Raw genomic sequence first — 19,600 nt, forward strand, 5'->3', positions numbered from 1 at the left:
GACAAGAGTGATCATCATAATTTATACAATTTTAACATTAGAAAAATTTTGTTGTGATAAAATATAATTAGGAAGTGGCTTTATGAATTTAAATGGAGAGTCAAGCAAAAATAAAAAAACTATATTAAATGGAAAACCTTTATATGGTTATGATCAGGCGAAGAAAAAGAATTATTTTCGCCATATTCAAATCCATAATAAGTTGACAAAACAATGGAGAAATAATCCGGGAAAATTATCTAAATCTCAAATTTCTAATATCGTGATACGAGCAGTAATCATCATGTTTATCATCTTATTTGTTTTATCATTTTTATAGAAAGGAGTTTTTTATGTTTATACTTATCATTGCGATTATTGTAGTTATTGGGTTTATATTATTTTATACGATACGAATTGTGCCACAGACAGAAGAGTATGTAATTGAATTTTTAGGAAAATATAAAACAACATGGAGTGCAGGAATTCATTTCTTGATACCATTCTTTGAACGCGTCGTGTGCAAGGCTACCAGCAAAGAACAATGTGCAGATTTTGAACCTCAATCTGTTATTACCAAAGATAATGTATCAATTTATGTAGATACGGTCGTCTATTTTAAGATCTTCGATTCAAAATTATTCGCATATGGTGCAGCAAATCCATTGTTTGCCTTAGAAAATTTAGCTGCTACAACTTTGCGTAATTTGATTGGTGATATGACATTGGATGAAGCTTTGACATCTCGTGATACGATTAATATAAAGTTAAAAGAAATTTTGGATGAAGCAACAGATCCTTGGGGAATCAATGTCAGTCGTGTGGAATTGAAAAATATTGATCCACCTGCTGAGATCAAGAACGCTATGGAAAAGCAGATGAAGGCAGAACGAGAAAAACGTGAAAAGATATTACAGGCAGAAGCTTTCCAGGAATCAGAAATTAAAAAAGCTGATGGAGAAGCCAAAGCTATGGTTAAACGTGCAGAGGCAAAGCGTGATGCAGATATCGCAATTGCACAAGGTAAAGCTAAAGCAATTGAAATGACGTATGAAGCCGAAGCAAAAGGACTGGAAAAGTTAAAGGATGCTCAGGCAAATTCTACAGTTGTGCAATTAAAATCATTTGAAGCATTACAGAAGCTTGCAGATGGTAAGGCAACCAAGATCATAGTTCCTACTTCTGTAGCAGAAAGTACCACAAAACAATCCATATTTGCAGAGATGTTAAAAACGCCAATTGAAGAAGATGTAAAATAAGTTTTGAAGTACATGTTTTGATGACATGTACTTTTTAATTTGAGCTAAATAAAGAAATATGACATAAATAATGTCTAATTAAAACATATACTATAAATGAAGCTAGGAGGTATTGATCATGAAGACAATAATTATGTGTATGGCAATCGATCCGTTTTTTGCGATCTTGGCAATTGGACAGTTTATTTCATATTTAGGTTTTATTTCTGTAAGTGTTTTCGTTTGTAAAAAGGTATTATCTCGTCGATAAATATCGAAAAATTTTTCAAACACTTTGTTTTGTATGGTATACTTTCTACATCAAATAGATGGAAAGAGGGAAAAGTAAATGAGTGGTTTTTTTGGAGTAGCATCAAAAGAGAGTTGTGTATTAGATTTGTTTTTTGGAGTTGACTATCATTCGCATTTAGGAACTCGTCGTGGTGGTATGGCTGTACATGGAGAACATGGATTTGAACGCGCGATACACAATATAGAAAACACACCATTCCGTACAAAATTTGACGCGGATCTTGATAAATTCAATGGAAATCTAGGGATTGGCTGTATTTCAGATTTTGAAGCACAACCTTTATTGATGCAATCGCATCTAGGATCTTTTGCGATTACTACTGTTGGTCGCATCAATAATCTTCAAGAATTAAAGGAGCTATGTTTTTCAAAAGGTATGTCTCATTTCTTAGAAATGAGTACTGGAGATATCAACCCAACTGAACTTGTTGCGGCATTGATCAATCAAAAAGACAGCATAGAAGAAGGCTTAAGTTACGTACAGGATATGGTAGAAGGAAGTATGTCTATTCTATTAATGACGCCACAGGGAATCTATGCGTCTCGTGATAAAGTAGGACGTACACCAATCATAATTGGAGAGAAATCTACTGGATATTGTGCTACTTTTGAAAGTAGTGCATTCTTGAATCTAGGATATCATCATTATCGTGATTTAGGTCCAGGAGAAATCGTATTCTTGACACCTACACATATTGAAGTGAAGAAGAAACCACAAGAGGAAATGAAGATATGTTCTTTCTTATGGGTATATTATGGATATCCTACTTCTACGTATGAGGGAGTTAATGTTGAATGCATGCGTAATCGTTGTGGAGAGATCTTGTCACAACGAGATGATGTAGATGTAGACAGCGTTGCAGGAGTACCTGATTCTGGTACTGCTCATGCCGTAGGATATGCGAATGCTAAAGGAATTCCATTTACTCGTCCGTTTATTAAATATACACCTACCTGGCCTCGATCTTTCATGCCAACTAATCAATCTCAACGTAATATGATTGCCAAGATGAAATTGATTCCAGTAAAAGAATTGATCAAAGATAAGAGTTTGTTATTGATAGATGATTCTATTGTTCGCGGAACTCAATTAGGGGAGACAACAGATTTCTTATATGACAGTGGAGCAAAAGAGGTCCATGTTCGCCCGGCTTGTCCACCAATTATGTTTGGTTGTAAATATCTAAATTTCTCTCGTTCCAGTTCTGAAATGGATCTAATCACACGTCGTGTGATCCATAAATTAGAAGGAGATAATGTATCAGAAGAAACATTAAAAGAATACGCTAATCCAGACAGTGAAAAATATCAAAATATGCTGGAAGAAATTCGTAAACGTTCAGGATTTACTTCGTTGCGTTATCATCGTTTGGATGATATGGTCAAATCAATCGGGTTGGAAAAATGTAAACTTTGTACATATTGTTTTGACGGTGAAGAATAAAAGGTGCTTAGGCACCTTTTTGTTATATGAAGACGAAAAGATTTTTAGTTTATTATTTTTATGGTAGAATCAAGGAATGAAATTAAAAAGAGTTTATATAGAAATTACAAATGGATGTAATCTATCATGTTCTTTTTGTGTTCAAAAACATGAGAAGAGAAGAGATATATCGATTTTAGAGTTTGAATATATTTTAAAACAAATTAAGCCTTTTACTTCATATATCTACTTACATGTTTTGGGGGAACCTTTATCTCATCCTAAACTGGAAGAAATTTTAAGCTTATGTCAAGTATATGGATTCAATGTCCAAATCACAACAAATGGAACATTATTGAAAAAGACGCTGCCTGTTTTGATGAATTATAAAGTAAGACAATATAATTTATCAGTTCATTCTTTTAGCCAACAAAATAAAGATTTACAAAAAGAGTATTTAGAAAACATAATTGAATGTGCAGATATATTAAGTCAAAAATCGTATATTTCTTATCGTTTGTGGTGTATGCAAGATGGATGTTTAGATAATGAAACCAAGAACATTTTAGCCGTTTTTCTAAAGCATTATCATACAAATCTTGATGAAGTTCTAAAGAATCATCATACATTAGCAAAGAATCGATTTATTAGTTTTGACGATGTATTTGAATGGCCATCTCTTGATCATTGTTTTGTCAGCAATGTGGGAACTTGTAGAGGAACAAGAGATATGATCGGTATCTTAAGCAATGGAGATGTGATTCCTTGTTGTCTAGATGCTTATGCGCAGGCTAAATTAGGAAATATATTTTTAGAGAATTTGGATGACATTCTTCAAAATGAGAAAACAATAATGATTCGAAAAGGCTTTTTAGAAAATAAATTAAAACATCCTTTATGTCAAAGATGTCAATATCGTACAAGATTTGACAACTAACAAATAATTTGTGATACCATGTGAAATGGTTTAGAATCATTGACAAACAATCACGCAGAATCTATAATTTTTTTCAAGTTAAGAAGACAAAGGAGCATATTGTTAATGAGGGATCCATATGAAGTCTTGGGTGTTTCAAGAAATGCATCAGAAGATGAGATAAAAAAAGCGTATCGTAGACTGGCAAAAAAATATCATCCGGATTTGAATCCAGGTGATGAAAATGCGGCAAAAATGATGCGAGAGATTAATGCAGCATATGAGCAGATACAAAATCCTGAAAAGTATCAAAATTATGGGTACACCAATCAACAAAATCAGACGAATAATGAGTATGCTCAAAATGGCTTTTATGGATATAACTTTAATCAAAATTCAAATTTTAATGGTTTTTACTATAATCCATTTGGTTTTAGAACATATACAACACACCATACAACAAGGATTCGTAATCCTTTTGTATATTTATTCATCATTTATTTTATCATTAATTTGATATCCGCATTATTTAGAGGTTTCTTTTATAACAGTTATCAATCGGATTATCAAAATCAGTATAATTCTGATAACCAATATCAAGAAGAAATTCCAGATCAGGATTATTCAAATTCACAAGACGGCGTTTGGCTTTAAGCTAAACGCTTTTTTAAAAGAAAAAACAGCTTACGCTGTTTCATTTTTCAATAAAACTTAAGATATCTTGCATAACAACATCTTTACGTACTTCATGAAGGATTTCATGACGCATGTGGTGATACATTTTTCCTTTGACATATGTATACCCAATCTTATTTAAGAATAGTTGAGCTCGTCGCCAATCTTCTTTGGTCATGATAACAGGATCGTTTTCACCGGCAAGATATAATATAGGAAGATTTAAGTTTGTTTTTACCCAATCCGTATCACTGTATGCGTTTTTCATCAATAAGAAAAGATTTTTAAATCCATTCAAAGTAAAAGTAAATCCACAATTAATATCGGCGTTATATAGATTTACATTTTCAGGATTTGCACTTAACCAGCAATTCTTGTTTTCCCCTTTAAATTTTTTATCATAGGTACCTACAGAAAGATTTTGAATTAACTTAGAACGATGATAACTGCCTTTGATTTTTTCTAAAATAGTGACTAAGTCTATGGCTGCTGAACAAAGGGGATTATTTCCTGGCATACCACTTAAGATCAATTTTTGAACTTCGTTATCATAATTTTTTAGATAGTTTTGTCCGATTAAAGCACCCATAGAATGACCAAAGAGATAGATTGCTAGACCAGGGTATTTTGCTTTGATCATTCGAGTTATATCGTGTGCATCATATAATATAAATTTTCCTGTATCATCATAGAAGTATCCTTGATCGGCCAAATCACGAATGCTTTTACCATGTCCTCTATGATCATGAATAATAGTGATATATCCGTTTCGAGCAAAGAACTCCATTGTTTCTATGTATCGTTCTTTATTCTCGGCCATGCCATGAAGAAATTGTACGATACCTTTTGGTTGAGATAAAGGTTGAATTTCAAGGACATCTAATTCCAATCCGTCACATCTTGATATGTATTTATATTGATCATGTTGCATAGGCACACCTCTTTAACGAAGGATGATATAAACTGTATAGACGATATAAGTCAATACCATGATCAATCCTGTTTTTTTATCCAAAGGTCTAAATTTACAAATTACTAAGAATACAATCGAAACAACGACTAAAATCAAAGAATCAACAAATGCAGTTGGTTCAACAGTAATTGGGTTTAACACAGAAGAAATTCCTAGAATACAGAAAATATTGAATAAGTTTGAACCAATGACATTTCCCATGGCAATTTCATTCTCGTTCTTTCTAGCTGCAACCAAAGAAGTGACAAACTCAGGTAATGAAGTGCCGATTGCTACGATCGTTAATCCAATTAAAGTTTCACTTAAACCGATGATTCGAGCAAGGCTTGTAGCTCCATCGACAACTAATTGACCTCCGATTACAATACCTGCAATGCCAATGATCAAAAAAATGATGAGTTTTGAGTAAGGGGTATCAATTCGTTTTTGATTTTCTTCTGATTTGGCGGTTTGTTTAATTTGAACATATAACATGATTCCAAAACAAATCAATAAAATCATCCCTTCAAAACGAGAAATGTTTCGATCAATCAACATAAATGTGAGCAGAACTGCCGCCACAACTGATAAAGGCCAGTCACGCTTCATGATTGTTTTGTTTACAAGTAATGGATAAATGCAGGCGCTTAATCCGGCAACGACTAAAAGATTAAAGATGTTGGATCCAACAACATTTCCAACCGCAATTTCATTGGCATTTTCCAAAGCAGCTGTCACACTAACGGCTAATTCAGGCATAGAAGTACCAAATGCTACGATCGTGAGACCAATGATCAGACTGGATACTCCTATTTTCCCGGCAATGGAAGATGCATTTTCTACAAAACAATCTGCACCTTTGACCAGAAAGAGAAATCCAACAATGATAAAAATAATCGCAATTAATAAATCCATACTGATAAATCCTTTCTTATGCACTATTGTTTTTCAGTATTTTGATCTTGATTGGTAGAAGTTTCAATTTTTTCAATTGAATACTGTGTGCCAAAAACTCTATGGATATAAGATTCGATATTTAGGTTTTGAAGTTCTTCGCTCGATAAATAAGCGGTCTCTCCATATATATCTTGACGGATGACCCGATTTCCATCATTAATGTTTGGAACACAGACCAGATAATAAATAGTTACTGCTTGTTCTTTGCTAGCGTAATCTAACTGATATACGGATATGATTCGATCACTGGTTTGAGTAGATTTTAAAAATGCACAATATAATTGGCTTATATTGTTTAGACTGACATCCTCTTGAGAAGTAGTTTCAGGATCTAGATGAAAAATCTCATCAGCGTGTTCTGTTATGTAGTTTTCTGATTCAGTTAAGATTTCATTTAAATAGTTTTCTGGAATATCATCTTTTGATTCAAAACGGTTATTTAATCCTTGTACGATAAATTCTTTTTCCGTATTGATTGGTTGATAATGATAAGTCATGGAAAGTTCATCATCATATGTCGCAATGACGTGAATCGTATCTCCGTTTGATAAGTTGGAATTTGGACTCACTTCATATTCCACGGTTTCCATAAACTCCTGGATCCTTTGATTAAGATCTTCAGTATTGTTTTCAACAGTTACACTGGCACTTCCATTTTCACCTGTATAAACAAGTTCGATATTTTTCATGACATCCACTTCTACAGTTTTATAAAAGAAGTTATACATAATAAGTACCAAAGCTAGACACATTGAGCCAAGGGCTAAAAAATATATTAGTTTGTTCTTTGTTTTTTCTGAATTCATGTCAATGATCACCTATAATCATTCTAATCAAAATATTGTGCGTTTTCCAGCGCCTTATCTACAAATTCTAGAAGTGGCTTGTCATCATTACGGTTTAAGATTTCTTTGGCATCTTTGATGCAGGCTTCCATCATCGCCTTATCTTTTTGAAGATCACCAAAGACAAAGCCAGGCAAACCGCTTTGTCGAACTCCTAGCATATCTCCAGGACCGCGCATATGAAAGTCATACTCAGAGACTTGAAATCCATCGCTGAGTTCTTCCATCTTTTTTAATCTTTGTATTGCATTAGGGTCTTTGGTGTTGCTTAAAAGATAACAATATCCCTGCTTTTTACCACGTGCTACACGCCCTCTTAATTGATGCAGCGTACTCAAACCGAAACGATGGGCATCATAAATTACCATCAATGTTGCGTTCTTGACATCAATACCAACTTCAATGACAGTCGTACTGACAAGAATATCTATTTTATGGTTGGCAAAATCATTCATGATTTCTTCTTTTTCTTCCGAACTCATTTTTCCATGCAACAAAGATATGGCCACACTGTTTTTTAAGGTGCTTTTCATACCTTGATAGATGGAAGTAACACTGCGCAGATTCGTATCTTCATTGTCTTCAATGGAAGGACACACAACATAACATTGTCTTTTTTCAATTTGAATACCATCCAGGATATCTTTTAAAATGCTTGCCATGCTTTTGGAAGGGATGTATTTTGTGATGACAGGCTTGCGTCCTGCAGGCATAGTGTGAATATTGCTGATATCAAGATCACCATAAATGAAATGGGCATATGTTCTAGGAATTGGGGTGGCTGACATCATTAAAAAATCAACACTTTTCCCTTTTTCTAGTAATGAACGCCTTTGTTTGACGCCGAAACGTTGTTGTTCATCTGTCACGACAAGACCCAGATCTTTAAACTCAACTTGTTCCTGGAACAAGGCATGGGTGCCCACTACGATCTTGATTTTTCCATTGCTAAGATCCGTTAAGATTTGTTGTTTTTCTTTTGTGGGAAGGCTGGATACATATAGACATGTTTCAAGACCGAGTTTTTGCATGTTTTCATAATGCTGACGAGCTAAAATTTCTGTAGGTACAAGAAAAGCTGCCTGATGATTGCTTAAATAACAGGCATATATAGCTGTCATGGCTACAATGGTTTTTCCACATCCAACATCGCCTTGTACAAGGCGAAACATGATTTTACTGGATTTCATATCATTTAAGACAGCTTCGATGCTGGTCTGTTGATCTGAAGTAAGAGTATATGGGAATTGTTGGACCCATGTTTGAATCATGTTGCCATCAAATACCTTTTCTTGTTTATGAACATGTTCTTTTGTGTTTGCCTGCGAGGCTTGCATAACGCATTGAAAACATAAAAATTCCTGATATTTTAAAGTTCTAACCGCTTGATTCAGTTCGTTTTGTGTTTTTGGCTGATGGATCCAGCGAAGCGCCTGAGGGTAATTTAAAAGACGATATTTTTCTTGAAGTCTTAATGGAACGAGCGATTCCATTTGATCTACAAATTCTAACGCATTGGAAACCATAGTAATCATATCGTTTTGTTTGAGACCTTCAATCAAAGAATATACTGGCTTAAGTCCAATTTGTTCTTTTAAAGGTTTGAAATTATATGTGCTGACAACAACTTTATTATTTCCCTGATAAACGCCAAAAAGGGATATTTTTTTGCCAAATGTAAATTGATTTGTCCACGGACGATTAAAAATCGTTATTTCTAATTCTTCATCCCATGAAATGACAGAAAACTTGGTCATTGAACGATTTTTTTGAAGTCGAATAACGCGGCAAACAGAAGAAATCAAACCTTCAAAACAAACATGCATAGATGGCTGCCAATCTTTATAGGGGATGGTTTCAATGGTTTCATATCGCATTGGGTATGTCTTCAAAAGGTCTTCAACAGAAAAAATAGACATTTTTTCTAAAAGCTGTTTTCTTCTAGGTGTTAATTTCAATAATTTTAGATCCATGTTTACGCTCCTTTTGATTTAAAACTGTATTCTTTTCCAATCCATACAGCTTTAGAATTTAAAGAATGGCCAACTTCATGCGTACGTATGATTCCAATTGGATATTTTGAAACATAAGATTCTAATAGATGATCTGTGCGTGTTTTATCTAATTCTGTAAACTGTCCTAAGATCAGGCCGTTTATTTTATTGAATACACCCATCATTTCTAATTGTGTTAAATAAGTTATGATTTTGTTGATGTTTCCTGAATGGCTTTCTAAAAATAAGATCTTATCCTCTGTTTCAGGAAAATAAGGAGTGCCTGCCAGCTTTAAAAAACAACGAATATTTCCTCCGATTACGATACCCTTCATATTTTTCTTTTTAAGCCATGTGAATTTAAAAGCGTTTTGTGTATCTTCAATATTAAGGTTGTTTCGAAGTTGAAAAAGACAAGTTTTCTTTTTTGTTTTTGAATAGAGTGCATTTAATACAACACTAAGGTCGCTATAACCATAAAAGCAGGCAGAACCATTTTGATAAGCTTTAAAATCGATGAAAGGAATACATGTGTTTGCCAGATCACCTCCGGAAAGATCAAAAATTCCTTCAAGATCTAATTTACAGAACATGTTAAAATCATCTGCTTTTTCCTTTGCTGAAGCAGATTTAAACAAACTGTCAGCTACAATAATCTGATATCCACTTTTTTCGAGTCTTGTAATTATTTCGTTTACTTTTGATTTATCCACTGGATCAGATAAACCAATCAGGCCTATTCTTTTCATAATAACAGTATTATACAATATCTTGATGAAAATGGCTTGTTTGTTGTATTATCTATGAGTAAATGGAAAGGATTATTATGAAAACAGAATTAATTTTGATTACAATGGAAAACGGTGATGAAATCAAGGCAGAGCTATATCCTGAAGCAGCACCTAAAACAGTAGAAAACTTTTTGAAATTAGTGGATGAAAAATTTTATGATGGATTAATCTTTCACCGCGTTATCAAAGGATTCATGATTCAAGGTGGTGATCCAACTGGAACCGGTATGGGTGGCAGTAAAGATACGATCGTTGGAGAATTCAGAGCTAATGGATTCCAAAATGATTTAGCACATACTCGTGGTGTTTTATCTATGGCTAGAACAAATATGCCTAATTCAGCGAGTTCACAGTTCTTTATCATGCATCAAGATGCTCCTCATCTAGATGGACAATACGCAGCTTTTGGAAAAGTAGTTGAAGGTATGGAAGCTGTAGATAAGATTGCATCTGTAAAAACGAATTGGCAGGATAAGCCATTAAAGGATCAAAGAATCAAAACGATTCGCCGAATTTGATCATTATTTTCTTAAATATTAAAAAACAGTAGAAATTTAGCATTTTCTACTGTTTTTTTGTCCTTTTTCCTATCTGAGGTGTGATAGATAATTAGCAGGATATACAAATGAAACGATCTTAGGTTTTAAAAATGTGAAAAAGCAATTATTGAAACAAACAAAGGAAACTCCGTGTTAAAAGAGGAAAAAGGGCTGTTAGCCCTTTTTGTAATGAAGTCGAAGTTGTTTTTTAAACCAAAGATTTAAGAATCTTTGTATAAATGGAATCATCACACAAACAATCAATACAAAGATAATTTGTGTAATATTCAAAGGAACGATATAAAAGAAATTATGGAAGAATATGATGGATATCGCAAAGAATGCAATCATACAAATAACAAGAAGATGTCTTAAACGGGTAAATGGGATACATGCTCCAGTAAGAACACATAAGGCATTAAAACCGGCAATTAAAGTACAAATGGTTGAGAACTGTTCGCTGTTGGTACTTAAAACTGGTGTTAATATAGAAGCTAAGATAACGGATACGACAACACAAATAGCTCCGGGTAAAGCACGTGAGAAGACATTGACAAGAAAATTTCCTTCTACTCTTGTGGCGTTTGGTTCTAATGTTAAAATAAAGCTAGGTAATCCTGTTGCCAGTGTTGAAATAAGTGTTAATTGAATTGGCTGGAAAGGGTATTCGGTAAGCCATACTAGTGTTAATAAGCTTAAACCAAAAGAAAATAATGTTTTAACTAAAAACAGTGAGGCAGTTCTTTGGATGTTGTTTATGATGCATCGTCCTTCATGTAATATGGAAGGAAGTGACTTAAATTGATCATTTAATAAAACCATAGATGCGATTTTCTTGGCTGCTTCACTGCCAGAGCCCATAGCAATTGAGCAATCCGCTTCTTTTAATGCCATGACATCATTGACGCCATCTCCGGTCATAGCAACTGTGTGACCTTTTTCTTTTAAGGCAATGATCATTTCTTTTTTCTGTTCAGGCGTAACTCTTCCAAAAATGGCATGATCTTCGATTACTTGTCGTACATCTTGAATGCCTGTCATATCAATTGATTTTCCAGTTACTCCTGCTTCTTTTGCCAAAGCAGATACAGTTTTTTCATCATCGCCGGAAATAATCTTTAAATCGACGTTTTGTTTTTTAAAGTAGGAAAGAATCGTAGATGCATCCTTTCTTAAAGCATCTTGAATTAAAATAAAGGCAAGAATTTCAAAGTCACCGTATAGTTGATGATCTTTTGAGTTTGAACGTGCCAGGATCAAAGTTCGATACCCTTTATTTCCATATTCATTTAGTTTTTTTATAATTTCAGGATCTTGTTTTTGAATGATAAATGAATAGGCCCCCAGAATATATTTTGCATCTTGAAAAACCGCTCCACATGCTTTTCTTGAGCTCGAAAAAGGAATTATATCTTTTGTTATCTGAGTTGGCTCAATGTTTGATACATACTCACGTATAGCTTTAGCTGTTGTATTATCATCTTGTAAAGAAGAAAACATATTGGCAAGAGTTTGCTTGATCATAAATAAATCATGATCTGTGTCAATATGAATTACTTTCATTTCTCCTTGTGTAATCGTACCTGTTTTATCCAGACACAATGTATCTACTCTGGCAAGTGTTTCAATGCAGTATAGTTCTTGGACAAGAACGTTTTTTTGTGTCAGCTTCATAACCCCGACACTTAAAGCAATACTAGTTAAAAGCACAAGGCCTTCTGGAATCATACCAACAACAGCAGCGACTGTTGAAAGAATGGCGTCGTTTAAATCAGTAGGATCTGATAAGAATTGTTTTAAAAACAGCAACACTCCTGCAGGGAGCAAAACGATTGTGCTGAAACGAATGATCGATTGAATACTGTCACGTAACTGGCTTGGATAGCGTTTTTCACGTTTGGCATGTTTTAATATAGAATGAGCATATGTATCTTCTCCAACTGTAACAACTTGCATCTTAGCTTGTCCAGATACAATGATACTTCCAGAGAAAATGCTGTCATTTTCAAATTTTTCAATAGCATCGCTCTCTCCTGTTAGCATAGATTCATCGCATTCAATGCTGCCTTCTCTCAATACGCCATCGCAGGGAACCTGGTCACCAGATTTGATGATCAAGATATCGTCTTCAACAATTTGATCAATAGAAATACGAGATATGTGTCCATCTCTTAGAACATGTATTTTTTGTTGGTGAACCAAGGCGAGCTTATCTAATTTACGCTTTGAACGAATTTCCTGGATCAAACCAATGATCATGTTGAAGATAACGACAAGCATAAAAAGCATGTTTCGATAGGAACCCGTAAAGATGACTAAGACAGCTAAAACGACATTGATCATATTGAAAAAGGTAAAAACATGCTCTTTTAATATTTTTGTATATGTTTTGGAAACAGAAGCTTCCAAGGTGTTCTTTTTATGAGATAAAGCTTGATTAGAAGTTAGACCTGTTTCTTTATCTGTATAGCTTTTAACTTCCACTTTCATTAGACATCATCCTTTAATGTGTTGCAGGGGCGTCTCTCCTAAAGCTTCTACAGCTTGTGCATATGTGTCGATCGCAAGATTTTGTTCGATAGCCACCTGTAAAGAAAACATAAGTAAGCGGGTATCAAATGCCTGTAAATCTTTGTTCATATAGATTGCAGGGTATTGAGAAAGACTGCTCAAGATTTTTTGGATATCTTCATTTGTTGGAACATTAGAAAGTCCATTAACCAGGACGTTTTCCATAGATACAGCTTTTAATCCATTTAATAAGGCAACGTAAGGTGTATTTGCCATCTGTACTAAAAGAACTTTTGAAATTGGAGAATGAGCTAATCTTAAAAGCCATTCTGCTGTACAGCTGACAACGATTTGCTTGCACATTGGATCGTTTTTATAGACGTTGATCGTATCAACGAGATTCTCATATGAATCTGTTTCATCTTGACAGTCATCAAAAATAAGTGCTGTGTATTCCATACAAATTCCTCTTTCTATTTCGGTAAATCACCAGGATTGGTAATCTTGATATTAGATGCGTTTCCTGTAACAACTTTGATCAAAGTGTTTGAATACCATTCGACAAGTTGTGCATCATCAGTGGCTTCTCTTTGATCCTCCAAAGCTTTTTGATGGCATTCTTTTAACAAGGATGTCTTAAAACACTGTGGAGTCTGGGCGTTATATAACAAAGAACGATCCAGGCTTTCTTTGACAAATCCATTTTCTACAATTTTTACAGTATCTACACTTGGAACCATTAATAAACAGGCATCGTAGTCTGAAAGTGTTTGTTTTAGTTTGTTGACTTCTTCCATGTTTAGATAGGGTCTGGCACCATCATGAATAAATACATGTTCGTTGCAAACCAATCTTAACCCATGAGAAACACTTTCCTGACGAGTTTTTCCTCCTATCGTGATCTTTACTTTATCTAGATCTTGATAAAGTTTTTCGACATATTCTTGTTCATGTTTGGCCACGACAAGAATGATTTCTTTACAGTCTGGATCTTCGTTAAATAAATTAACGCTTCGATCTAAGACACTGGTGCCATCACTGAATTTAAAAAAAACTTTATTAAAGTCTAATTGAGTTCGGCTGCCTTTACCGGCGGCGAGTATGCAAACACTGTAATTCATAGTGCATATATTATAACAGATTTTATGATACATGCACCAACCAACTGAGCTTTTTTAGAATGAGGGAACAACTTCTGTTATACTATATTCGAAATAAAAAGGGGACTTTCGATGAAGAGAATATGTGTTGGTATATTAGCCCATGTAGATGCAGGGAAGACGACCTGTGTCGAAAGCATGTTATATAATGCAGGAAATATAAGAAAAATGGGTAGGGTCGATCATCAGGATACGTTCTTGGATTATGATCAACAGGAACGAGATCGAGGCATAACGATTTACTCCAAAGAGGCTAATTATAAATGGAATGATAGCGAAATATATATTTTGGATACACCGGGACATGTAGATTTTTCAAGTGAAATGGAACGAGTTTTAAGTGTTCTGGATTTGGCAATTGTATTGATCAACGGACAGGATGGTGTACAAAGCCATACACAAACAATTTGGAAGTGTTTAGAACATTATAAAGTTCCAACTTTGATATTTATCAATAAAATGGATATTAGTTATCAAACTAGAGAAGAACTTATGGAAGATTTGATAACAAAGATTCATCCAAACTGTATTGATTATTTAGATTCACAAAAAGATGAAAAACTAGCTTTGGTGAATGAAAATATGTTGAACGAATACTTGGAAGAAGGAAGAATATCACTAGAATCCATTCAGTCATCTATTTACAAAAGAGAGTGTTTTCCTTGTTTTTTTGGCTCGGCTTTAAAGAATGAAGGAATCATTGAATTGATGGATGCGCTTTGTGAATTAAGTCTGCCTAAAGTATATCCAGATGAATTTGGAGCACGAATTTTTAAGATCAGCAGTGATGAAAAAAATAATCGATTAGTTCATGTAAAAATCACAGGAGGCACGCTTAGCGCTAAACAAAAATTAAGCGAAGAAGAAAAGATAGATCAAATACGTATATACAGTGGTAGACAATTTACCATGGTCGATACGGCAGAAGCCGGTATGGTCTGTGCTTTAAAAGGGTTAAATGGATTTGAAGCGGGTCAAGGTCTGGGATTTGAAAAGGATATGTCAAAACCACTTTTGAATGCATATATGAATTATGAACTATTGCTTCCAGAGGGAGTCGATGCATTACAGATGATGCGTTATTTAAATATACTTTCCAGCCAGGATCCAAGTCTTGAAATCTATTATGATGAGGATAGAAAGAAAATATCTTTGAGCGTAATGGGCGCTGTACAAATTGAAGTTTTACAGAAACTGATCAAAGATAGAACAGGAGTAAGTGTAGGATTTTCTAATGGAAGTATTGTCTACAAAGAAACGATCAAAGAATCGGTCAATGGTGCTGGACATTTTGAACCGCTACGACATTATGCAGAAGTTCATGTTCGCTTAGAACCGCTTAAAGATAAAGAGCGCATCGAAATCGCAAGTGAAGTTTCACAGGATGAATTAAGTGCTGCCTGGCAAAAACAAATCTTAAGTTCTTTACATAAGATTCATCATAAAGGCGTCTTGACTGGATCTATGTTAACGGGAGTAAAAATCATATTAACGGCAGGCAAAGGACATTTAAAACATACAGAAGGACAGGATTTTTACCAAGCCTCTAAAAGAGCAGTAAGGCAGGCATTAAAAAAAGCAGAAAATATTTTGTTGGAGCCATATTATCGCTTTGAACTGATCGTGCTAGGTGAAGTGTTATCAAGGGCTTTATATGATTTAGAAACAAGAAAAGCTCAGGTAGAAATCAAAGATAATCTTGATCAGACGATGACGATCAAAGGAATTGGGCCTGTAGTAAATTTAAGAAACTATCAGTTGGATGTAGCAGCTTATACAAAAGGCATGGGAAGATTTTCTTGTGAACTGGACGGGTATTATCCATGTCAGGATCAAGAAACTATCGTGGCAAAAATTGGCTATGATGATCAAAAAGATCTAGCGAATCCTAGTGGCTCGGTTTTCTGTGCACATGGAGCAGGATACTATGTACCTTGGGATGAAGCGGATGAAATGATGCATATTCAGCCAAAAGAATCCGGATTTTCAACATATCAAAGTACGAGATATAAAGTGAATGAAGAAGAAATCAAAAGAGTCTTTGAGATAGCTGGAGGAAGAAATAAAAAAGAAAAGAAGCAAATGCGAAAGCCAAAGAAAGATCTGGATATGAAAAAAACAACGATTCAATCTAATAAAGAATCTTGTTTGATCGTAGATGGTTACAATATGATCTTTGCCTGGGAGGAATTAAAACAACTTGCCAAAGAGAATATCGGGATGGCTCGAGAAAGACTTATTGATCTTTTAGTTAACTATCAGGGATATCGTGGAATTCGTTTGATCCTTGTCTTTGATGCCTATAGGATCAAAGACAAGGCAACACATACAGAACATAGAGCCAATGTAGATATCGTATACACAAAAACATCGCAGACAGCTGATGCTTATATTGAAAAAGCCGTACATGATTTAAGAGAAAAATATGTTTTGAGTGTGGCTTCAAGTGATGGTTTGATTCAAAATGCTATCTTCGCTCAAGGCGCAAAACGAATATCTTCCAGGGAATTGGAGTTACAGGTAAACAATGTGAATAAAAAAGCGATGCAAGTGCTGAAAGAAAAATATCTAGATAAATAAATCTCAAAGAAATGCATTTGTTCGTTGATTTCAGTATAGTAATCAAAAAAGCTCTTTTAAGGAAACTTAACTTTTCCAGAGCATGGCTTGAGTGGTATAATACAAATAAAGATAAGGAGGGCTTATGTCATGAAACTCATATTGGCAATTCTTTCAAATGATGATAGTCCAGCCGCTAGCAATGCATTAAACAAGAATGGATTTCAGGTCACGAAACTGGCGACAACAGGTGGTTTTTTAAGAGCAGGAAATACTACTTTGATTGTCGGTTGTGAGGATGAAAAAGTACAGGATGCGATCAACATCATAGGTGAGTATTCAAGTAAACGTACAGAAATCGTTCCTAGTACCGCAAGCTATGATATTGGTCGTTATGCAAGTTTCCCAGTAGAAGTTCAAGTTGGTGGAGCCACTATTTTCGTATTGAATGTAGAACAATTTGTTAAGTTGTAAAATACTTGAAAAACTTTATTTATAGGATTAAACTAATAATAGTTCTTAGTTAGGAAGGTGGCTAGATGGGTACCAGAAACTCAGTGCAACGAGAGTGGATCTATGATTACATTCAGCGCCAGGATGCGCATTTAAGTGCCGACGAGATCTATGAAGGTCTTCTAAAAGAGGGAAAGAATATTTCATTAGCTACAGTTTATCGCAATTTATCGATCTTAGTTGATGAATATAAAATTGCCTCTGTCATGACTGATTCAAAAAAGCAGGTCTATGATAAAACATGTAAACCTCATGATCATTTTGTTTGTACTAAGTGTCACAGAATGTATGATATAGATTTGCCTTATGATCGTTCTATCGAAGCTAAATTTGCCAAACAGCTTGATATTTCAATTGAATCTCATGCGTTGACTTTATACGGTATTTGTCATGATTGCCATCAAGAAAGAAGAGGTAAATAAAAATGGAATTAAAAGGATCTAGAACAGAACAGAATTTGCAGACAGCTTTTGCAGGTGAAAGTCAGGCAAGAAATAAGTACACTTACTTTGCTAACAAAGCTCGTCAGGAAGGTATGAACCAGATTGCAGAAATCTTTGAAGAAACTGCTCGTAACGAACAGGAACATGCTCGTTTATGGTTCCAGCATTTAAATGGTGGAAAAATTGGAACAACTGCTGAAAACTTAAAAGCGGCTGCTGAAGGTGAAAACTATGAATGGACCAGCATGTACAAAGAATTTGCAGAAGTAGCTCGTGAAGAAGGATTTACAGCTATCGCATTCCAGATGGAAAAAGTTGCTCAGATCGAAAAAGAACATGAAGAACGTTATTTGAAACTTTTGAGCAATGTAGAAAACGAAAAAGTATTCTCTGGTGAAGAATCAGATACTTGGATCTGCGGAATCTGTGGATTCAAATACACTGGTGTAAATGCTCCTAAAGCTTGCCCGGTTTGTGGATATCCTCAGGCTGTATTCAGAAAAGAAGCTAAAAACTACTAAGATGTTTTTTGACCATGATATCGTGCATATTATGGTCTTTTTTTTTGACCTTGTGTTAGAATAGACATATGCAAAAAAAGATAATCGTGGCTTGTTCAGGCGGTCCTGACAGCATGGCGCTTCTAGACAAATTATATAAACAAGGGCATACGATCATTGTGGCCCATGTCAATTATCATAAACGAGATACTGCAAATCGAGATGAAAAAATTGTAAGGGATTATTGCCAAAAAAGATCAATTGAGGTGGAAGTACAGGAACCCACTTTTGATAACAAGTCTAATTTTCAAAGTTGGGCAAGAAAGGTGCGTTACGACTTTTTCTTTGAACTTGCCACAAAGAATGATACAGATCAAATATATGTTGCCCATCATCTCGACGATCATTTAGAAACGTATCTTTTTCAAAAAAGTAGAAATATGCTTTGTGACCATTATGGGCTCAAGTCAGAAAATATCATGAAAGGTATGAAGATCATACGACCTTTGCTGGAGGAAACAAAAGCACAGTTAATAGAGTATTGTGATCAAAATAATATAGAATATGGAATTGATGAGTCTAATTTAGGAAATGATTATACGCGAAACAAGATTCGTCATTCTCAGATTGAAAAGATGAGTTTATTGGAAAAATTGCGATTAAATGAAGAAATACAAAAAGAAAATATTAAGTTAAAAGACAAAAGAGAAAAAGCTGCTTCCTTTTTAAAAGGCTGGAATCGTTCGATAGATACATTGTTAAAACAGGAAGATGCCTGGTTTATATTAGAGTATTATCTGCATTTAGAGATTGGGAATCATTATTCTAAAAAACATATGAAATCTCTAATTGAACAGCTTCAATCCAATTGCTTATTAGAAATCGATGGATATTATCTTGAATCTTATGAAGGAATGCTGTATTTTAAAAAAATAAAAGAGAATAAGAGCTATACTGTTTCTTATCTTGAATACATCACAAATGATAGCTTTAGCCTATTAAAAACAGGGAAAGTGATTGAATCGATCTATGTATCTGAAAAGGACTTTCCTCTTGTGATTCGAAGCGTAAAACCAGGAGATCAAATCAAACTTAGATATGGAACCAAAAAGGTTTCAAGGTTTCTAATTGATAGAAAGATTCCTAAAATTTATCGTAAAGAATGGCTTGTGATGGAAAATTCGGAAAAAAAAGTGATATTTGTGCCGGGGATTGGTTGTGATGTCGAACATTTTAGTATCAAACCTAATTTGTTTATGGTACAATATTTGACGTGATTTAAGGAGAAATCAA

Annotated in this window: 20 protein-coding genes; 12 read left to right on the top strand and 8 right to left on the bottom strand. The window is 34.4% G+C overall.

Annotated features, from left to right (window positions below):
• The first annotated feature begins 82 nt into the window (after positions 1 to 82).
• The 6 genes from PND65_RS01635 (at position 83) to PND65_RS09635 (ending at position 4,522) form a co-directional block, all read left to right on the top strand.
• Positions 83 to 319 carry a hypothetical protein gene (locus tag PND65_RS01635; protein WP_271990364.1) on the top strand — a complete coding sequence of 79 codons (237 nt, stop codon included), beginning with the start codon at positions 83 to 85 and terminating at the stop codon, positions 317 to 319.
• A gap of 13 nt (positions 320 to 332) precedes the next feature.
• Positions 333 to 1,238, top strand: coding sequence for an SPFH domain-containing protein (locus PND65_RS01640; protein ID WP_022356615.1), 906 nt, complete (start codon positions 333 to 335; stop codon positions 1,236 to 1,238).
• Between the two features lie 118 nt (positions 1,239 to 1,356).
• On the top strand, positions 1,357 to 1,488 hold the full coding sequence (locus PND65_RS01645) for a hypothetical protein (RefSeq protein ID WP_022356616.1): 132 nt from the start codon (positions 1,357 to 1,359) through the stop codon (positions 1,486 to 1,488).
• A 78-nt stretch (positions 1,489 to 1,566) separates the two neighbouring features.
• Positions 1,567 to 2,973, top strand: a complete 1,407-nt coding sequence (locus tag PND65_RS01650) for an amidophosphoribosyltransferase (protein ID WP_022356617.1) — start codon at positions 1,567 to 1,569, stop codon at positions 2,971 to 2,973.
• Positions 2,974 to 3,049: 76 nt separating this feature from the next.
• Entirely contained in the window at positions 3,050 to 3,889 is an 840-nt protein-coding gene (locus PND65_RS01655; protein WP_271990367.1) for a radical SAM/SPASM domain-containing protein, read from the top strand.
• Between the two features lie 105 nt (positions 3,890 to 3,994).
• Positions 3,995 to 4,522 (top strand): DnaJ domain-containing protein, encoded by a 528-nt coding sequence (locus PND65_RS09635; protein WP_271990370.1) that lies wholly within the window; start codon positions 3,995 to 3,997, stop codon positions 4,520 to 4,522.
• Between the two features lie 40 nt (positions 4,523 to 4,562).
• On the opposite strand, the gene PND65_RS01665 is transcribed toward PND65_RS09635, so the two are convergent.
• From PND65_RS01665 to PND65_RS01685, 5 genes are read right to left on the bottom strand one after another with little or no spacing between them, the layout of a single operon-like run.
• The gene (locus PND65_RS01665) at positions 4,563 to 5,474 is read right to left on the bottom strand and encodes an alpha/beta fold hydrolase (protein ID WP_204712800.1); all 912 of its coding nucleotides are present in this window, start codon (positions 5,472 to 5,474) and stop codon (positions 4,563 to 4,565) included.
• Positions 5,475 to 5,486: 12 nt separating this feature from the next.
• Complete coding sequence (locus tag PND65_RS01670) at positions 5,487 to 6,410, bottom strand: calcium/sodium antiporter (protein WP_271990373.1); 924 nt, start codon at positions 6,408 to 6,410, stop codon at positions 5,487 to 5,489.
• A 23-nt stretch (positions 6,411 to 6,433) separates the two neighbouring features.
• Positions 6,434 to 7,258 carry a hypothetical protein gene (locus PND65_RS01675; protein ID WP_271990375.1) on the bottom strand — a complete coding sequence of 275 codons (825 nt, stop codon included), beginning with the start codon at positions 7,256 to 7,258 and terminating at the stop codon, positions 6,434 to 6,436.
• 23 nt (positions 7,259 to 7,281) lie between these two features.
• Complete coding sequence (recG, locus tag PND65_RS01680) at positions 7,282 to 9,270, bottom strand: ATP-dependent DNA helicase RecG (RefSeq protein ID WP_271990378.1); 1,989 nt, start codon at positions 9,268 to 9,270, stop codon at positions 7,282 to 7,284.
• Between the two features lie 2 nt (positions 9,271 to 9,272).
• The gene (locus tag PND65_RS01685; RefSeq protein ID WP_271990379.1) at positions 9,273 to 10,040 is read right to left on the bottom strand and encodes an LD-carboxypeptidase; all 768 of its coding nucleotides are present in this window, start codon (positions 10,038 to 10,040) and stop codon (positions 9,273 to 9,275) included.
• A 77-nt stretch (positions 10,041 to 10,117) separates the two neighbouring features.
• Between PND65_RS01685 and PND65_RS01690 the strand changes: the two genes are divergently transcribed.
• Positions 10,118 to 10,600 (top strand): peptidylprolyl isomerase, encoded by a 483-nt coding sequence (locus PND65_RS01690; RefSeq protein ID WP_022356625.1) that lies wholly within the window; start codon positions 10,118 to 10,120, stop codon positions 10,598 to 10,600.
• Positions 10,601 to 10,795: 195 nt separating this feature from the next.
• Here PND65_RS01690 and PND65_RS01695 read toward each other — a convergent pair whose 3' ends face one another.
• Genes PND65_RS01695 through ispD form a run of 3 tightly spaced genes read right to left on the bottom strand, consistent with a single transcriptional unit; the run spans position 10,796 to position 14,253 of the window.
• Positions 10,796 to 13,111, bottom strand: a complete 2,316-nt coding sequence (locus PND65_RS01695) for an HAD-IC family P-type ATPase (RefSeq protein ID WP_271990381.1) — start codon at positions 13,109 to 13,111, stop codon at positions 10,796 to 10,798.
• A gap of 6 nt (positions 13,112 to 13,117) precedes the next feature.
• On the bottom strand, positions 13,118 to 13,591 hold the full coding sequence (locus tag PND65_RS01700; protein ID WP_022356627.1) for a hypothetical protein: 474 nt from the start codon (positions 13,589 to 13,591) through the stop codon (positions 13,118 to 13,120).
• Positions 13,592 to 13,605: 14 nt separating this feature from the next.
• Positions 13,606 to 14,253, bottom strand: a complete 648-nt coding sequence (ispD, locus tag PND65_RS01705; protein ID WP_271990384.1) for a 2-C-methyl-D-erythritol 4-phosphate cytidylyltransferase — start codon at positions 14,251 to 14,253, stop codon at positions 13,606 to 13,608.
• Between the two features lie 111 nt (positions 14,254 to 14,364).
• Here ispD and PND65_RS01710 point away from each other — a divergent pair, with 111 nt between their 5' ends.
• The 5 genes from PND65_RS01710 to tilS all read left to right on the top strand — a co-directional run bounded on the left by PND65_RS01710 (position 14,365) and on the right by tilS (position 19,584).
• A complete protein-coding gene (locus PND65_RS01710; RefSeq protein WP_271990385.1) occupies positions 14,365 to 16,872 on the top strand; it encodes a translation factor GTPase family protein in 2,508 nt (835 codons plus the stop codon).
• A gap of 129 nt (positions 16,873 to 17,001) precedes the next feature.
• Complete coding sequence (locus PND65_RS01715; protein WP_015535122.1) at positions 17,002 to 17,325, top strand: cyclic-di-AMP receptor; 324 nt, start codon at positions 17,002 to 17,004, stop codon at positions 17,323 to 17,325.
• Positions 17,326 to 17,390: 65 nt separating this feature from the next.
• The gene (locus PND65_RS01720; RefSeq protein ID WP_022356630.1) at positions 17,391 to 17,786 is read left to right on the top strand and encodes a Fur family transcriptional regulator; all 396 of its coding nucleotides are present in this window, start codon (positions 17,391 to 17,393) and stop codon (positions 17,784 to 17,786) included.
• Positions 17,787 to 17,788: 2 nt separating this feature from the next.
• Entirely contained in the window at positions 17,789 to 18,328 is a 540-nt protein-coding gene (gene rbr, locus PND65_RS01725; protein ID WP_015535124.1) for a rubrerythrin, read from the top strand.
• A 68-nt stretch (positions 18,329 to 18,396) separates the two neighbouring features.
• Positions 18,397 to 19,584 carry a tRNA lysidine(34) synthetase TilS gene (tilS, locus tag PND65_RS01730; protein ID WP_271990387.1) on the top strand — a complete coding sequence of 396 codons (1,188 nt, stop codon included), beginning with the start codon at positions 18,397 to 18,399 and terminating at the stop codon, positions 19,582 to 19,584.
• Positions 19,585 to 19,600 lie beyond the last annotated feature (16 nt).

The sequence above is a fragment of the Faecalitalea cylindroides genome (genome assembly GCF_028321995.1).
Taxonomy (GTDB): Bacteria; Bacillota_I; Bacilli_A; order Erysipelotrichales; family Erysipelotrichaceae; genus Faecalitalea; species Faecalitalea cylindroides.